This window comes from Sporomusa sp. (assembly GCF_035561255.1).
Classification (GTDB): Bacteria; Bacillota; Negativicutes; order Sporomusales; family Sporomusaceae; genus Sporomusa.
In genome coordinates, this window is the sequence record NZ_DATMXX010000139.1 from 1 (window position 1) to 3,497 (window position 3,497).

General features: G+C 43.4%; 6 protein-coding genes. 1 reads left to right on the plus strand and 5 read right to left on the minus strand.

The features are described from left to right. Window positions 1-157 precede the first annotated feature (157 nt). Window positions 158-739, plus strand: coding sequence for a DJ-1/PfpI family protein (locus tag VN379_RS07795; protein ID WP_325532535.1), 582 nt, complete (start codon window positions 158-160; stop codon window positions 737-739). A gap of 152 nt (window positions 740-891) precedes the next feature. Here VN379_RS07795 and VN379_RS07800 read toward each other — a convergent pair whose 3' ends face one another. From VN379_RS07800 to VN379_RS07820, 5 genes are all read right to left on the minus strand, one after another. Continuing rightward, on the minus strand, window positions 892-1,038 hold the full coding sequence (locus VN379_RS07800) for an HAD hydrolase family protein (protein ID WP_325532537.1): 147 nt from the start codon (window positions 1,036-1,038) through the stop codon (window positions 892-894). A 7-nt stretch (window positions 1,039-1,045) separates the two neighbouring features. After that, window positions 1,046-1,225 carry a hypothetical protein gene (locus VN379_RS07805; RefSeq protein WP_325532539.1) on the minus strand — a complete coding sequence of 60 codons (180 nt, stop codon included), beginning with the start codon at window positions 1,223-1,225 and terminating at the stop codon, window positions 1,046-1,048. Between the two features lie 275 nt (window positions 1,226-1,500). Continuing rightward, complete coding sequence (locus VN379_RS07810; protein WP_325532541.1) at window positions 1,501-2,079, minus strand: nitroreductase family protein; 579 nt, start codon at window positions 2,077-2,079, stop codon at window positions 1,501-1,503. Continuing rightward, window positions 2,072-2,635 carry a hypothetical protein gene (locus VN379_RS07815; protein ID WP_325532545.1) on the minus strand — a complete coding sequence of 188 codons (564 nt, stop codon included), beginning with the start codon at window positions 2,633-2,635 and terminating at the stop codon, window positions 2,072-2,074. The genes VN379_RS07810 and VN379_RS07815 overlap by 8 nt, the downstream gene beginning before the upstream one ends. Before the next feature lie 26 nt (window positions 2,636-2,661). Beyond that, window positions 2,662-3,408 (minus strand): MBL fold metallo-hydrolase, encoded by a 747-nt coding sequence (locus tag VN379_RS07820; protein ID WP_325532543.1) that lies wholly within the window; start codon window positions 3,406-3,408, stop codon window positions 2,662-2,664. Between the last annotated feature and the right edge of the window lie 89 nt (window positions 3,409-3,497).

A 3,497-nucleotide genomic window follows, 5' to 3' on the forward strand; every position in this document is an offset into this window, starting at 1 on the left:
CTTCCTTAATAGCTCCTAGCTTATATTTCAGATTCGATGATAATCCTGATAAAGTCGAACTAAATTGCATAAAATTCATTGCATAATGTTTACCAAATATTGGTTTAGTGATAATATAAAGCAAAGTATATTCAAACATATTGGGGGGCGCGTAGCTATGAAACAAATTTTGTTATTACTGGCTAATGGCTTTGAAGCCTACGAAGCGAGTGTTTTTACTGATGTATTGGATTGGAATATGGTAGAAGGTGACAGATCAACCAAATTGGTAACTTGCGGCATACGGAAGAATCTAAGATGTACTGGCCGCTTAACCGTGATTCCTGAACTACTGACCTCGGAAGTCGATGTTACTGAGTTTGATGCATTGGCTATTCCGGGAGGTTTTGAATCCGCCGGTTTTTATGAAGACGCCTACAGCGATGATTTTTTGTCTATTATTCAAAAATTTAACATGGCTGAAAAAATTATCGCCGCGATTTGTGTTGGGGCCTTACCACTGGGGAAAAGCGGGGTTTTATGCGGGCGGCAAGGAACGACATACCATTTAAACAATGGCTACCGCCAACAGCAATTAGCCGCTTTTGGTGTTAATGTTGTTAACCAGCCGATAGTCATTGATGGTAACATGATAACCTCCTCGTCACCGGCAACAGCCCTGGATGTTGCCTTTACGCTGCTGGAGACGCTTACAACAGCAGAAAACTGCCGTCATATAAAACACTTAATGGGCTTTTAGATAATAAGATACTGTCAGCAGTTTCCTAAATCAAAGCCTGCCGCTTTCGCCTTCATCAAAACGGTCCTCTAATATTATGACTTGCTGGCCTACCACTCCCGTCCACTCAATTATGTTATATGCAAGCAAAATTTTGGGGGTTATCTTTATCTTTAGGCATTACTTACGCGGTTGTAAACTGTCTTCAGATATTTTGCCACTCCATCGGTATTATTGCTGTCAATTACGCAGGTAGCAATATTCTTGAGTAAGTCATGAGCATTTCTCACAGCATACTTTTCATCAGCTACTTCGAACATCGGGCTATCATTCAACTGTTGGTTTAGTGTAATTATGCAAATAGTCCCAGACGATATTTCTAATCACACCTGCGCCTACGAACCAGCCTGGAGGGTTGCACTGGCGAGATGCTCTCAACACAAGCATAAACCAATCGTTGGAATAGAGAATATCATGCAGCTTTTGTTCGTAACAAATTTTCTTCATGCCTAGCCTCCAAGTGTTGCCAACATACTTTTATCAGTATTAATTAATGTCGCCCACTAAAATCTTTCTTGTGAAATATAAAAAGAAGGCTGGTGCAGATTTTACCTCTGCCCAGCCTTCAGCTCACTTACTGATCAGCTAAATTGTCCAAATACCTATTAAGCTGGAGCGAGCCAGCAAGAACCATTGTCTAATGGGTATCCCATTCATATATTTCGTTACTCCATTATCGGAAGCATGCAATCCATAAATATCCCATCTGGCCTGTTATACTACTATAGTAAACCGGTAATTACTACATCTTGCAATTTTCGTTTTGGCACATGATGAACCTGGTTTTCATCCCGCCAATATTTGATATCGCCATTGGCCTCGCTTTCCTCAATAACGACCTCTTCTTTCGGTTTGCCCAGCGCGATCACCAGCAATACCTCAAAGTTGTCCGCTAAGTTCAATACCGCCTGCAGTTTAGCATGTTGAATGTTGCCAATCATACACCCACCCAGTCCGATTTCTGTCGCCCCGAGTAAGATGGTCTGGGCAGCAATCCCTGCATCAAAACTGGTCCCCATCTTATATCCTTTATCCTGGAGGATGACAATATAAGCTACCGGCCTTTCTCCGGCAACAGGGCCCGGCCACTCTTTTAAATAGCCCGCCCAGCCCAAAGTGGCAAAGATTTGTTCGTTAAGTGGTTGCTCACAAGCGATATAATATTTAAGCGCCTGTTTATTGGCACCTGAGGGTACCAGCCTGGCATAATCCACAAGAGTGAGCAAAGTATCTCTCGTAACTGCTTCCTGTTCAAAAAACCGCCGGTAACTGCGGTTTGCTTTTACAATATCACTAAACATCAAAAACCCTCCCAATTTTGTTTTTGTATGCAAGTATGGCTGATGCCCGTTCTTCCACAGACAGATCACCTTCTAATCGCAAGACTTTACAAGGTAAAGCCGCCAGCCATTGTTCATGCAACGCTTTACTACGCATACTCAAGCCGCCCTCATCATAACCGGCAGCCCATTCTAAAAATGCGTTGGAATCTGAATACCGCTTTCCTCCTGGTTTGACTTCCGTCGCTCCATATCTCTGTATTTCTCGTTTAACAAGCCTTTCCATCCGTAAAGCTTGCGGAATCCATAAATACACTACCAATTCAAATTTCGGGATAAATATATCACCCCACCCACAAAGAGAACCTGATAATATCCACCGGGCCGCACTGCCTAAATCTTCAGCTAGCAATTGCTGCCGGTCCTGCAAATCACGCTTTATCTGAAATGGTGGTTTGGTAGGAAGCCAAAAATAATTATCTGTGTCAAAATGCTGACAACCCAACTGAGTGGCAAGAACCCGGCCTAAAGTAGTTGTCCCTGACCCTGAAGCCCCCAGAATATGGATTCTTTCCATCACCTGCCATCCTCCATATTCATGTTTTACTGATATTCTGCAATGAGTTTAGCAATACGAACAGCGGCTTGGGGCCCGTATAATCCGCCGTGATAGCAGATGACATAATCAATATCATACTCCTGCAATTTACGCAGTGATTGCAGGGCTACCCTCATGTCAGCAGTATGTTCTGGAGCCGGCCCTACTAAAATTCCATCCTGAATCCGCAATTGATCCCCGGCGATAAGCAAGCGATGCTGTTGCAAATATAGGCACATATGACCCGGAGTATGACCTGGTGTATGTATCACTTGCACGTTATCGTGAAACGACAATACGTCTTTATCCTCAAACGTCTTATATACATGAGCGGTAGGAATATTGGTAAACAAGCCAGCTGCCTGTTCACGAATATTTTCCGGCAGCGATTGAAGCCTGGCCTGGACCCGCTCAGGGGTCATCTTGATATAAGGGATGACGCCCTCGATATAGTCACGCTCATTGACATGAGTATATATTTCCGCCTTGTTGCCCAAAGCGTTCTGTATGTCCGTTACATTGCCGATATGATCCCAGTCCTGATGTGTAAAAATAATTCGCTTAATGTGTTTAAGCAAAACACCGGTCTGCTCTACTGCCGTAGTTAGTTCTTTTAATTGACCCGGATAACCGACATCAACGAGAGTGGCGCCGTTATCATCCCACAACAATGTGGGGTGTATGGCGACAGTTGCCCCAAAAGGATTGCGCTCCAATGTGAGCATTTTGAAATTCAAAGTAGTATGGTTCATTCCTCACCCTCCACATATACCTTTGCTTTCATTATCAAAACAGACACTCTAGCTAGCTTGCGTCTCTATCCTTATGGATAATTATATCA

Coding starts and splice junctions, on each gene's coding strand:
- VN379_RS07795 (WP_325532535.1), top strand. CDS start 158: ATGAAACAAATTTTGTTATTACTGGCTAATGGCTTTGAAGCCTACGAA.
- VN379_RS07800 (WP_325532537.1), bottom strand. CDS start 1,038: ATGTTCGAAGTAGCTGATGAAAAGTATGCTGTGAGAAATGCTCATGAC.
- VN379_RS07805 (WP_325532539.1), bottom strand. CDS start 1,225: ATGAAGAAAATTTGTTACGAACAAAAGCTGCATGATATTCTCTATTCC.
- VN379_RS07810 (WP_325532541.1), bottom strand. CDS start 2,079: ATGTTTAGTGATATTGTAAAAGCAAACCGCAGTTACCGGCGGTTTTTT.
- VN379_RS07815 (WP_325532545.1), bottom strand. CDS start 2,635: ATGGAAAGAATCCATATTCTGGGGGCTTCAGGGTCAGGGACAACTACT.
- VN379_RS07820 (WP_325532543.1), bottom strand. CDS start 3,408: ATGAACCATACTACTTTGAATTTCAAAATGCTCACATTGGAGCGCAAT.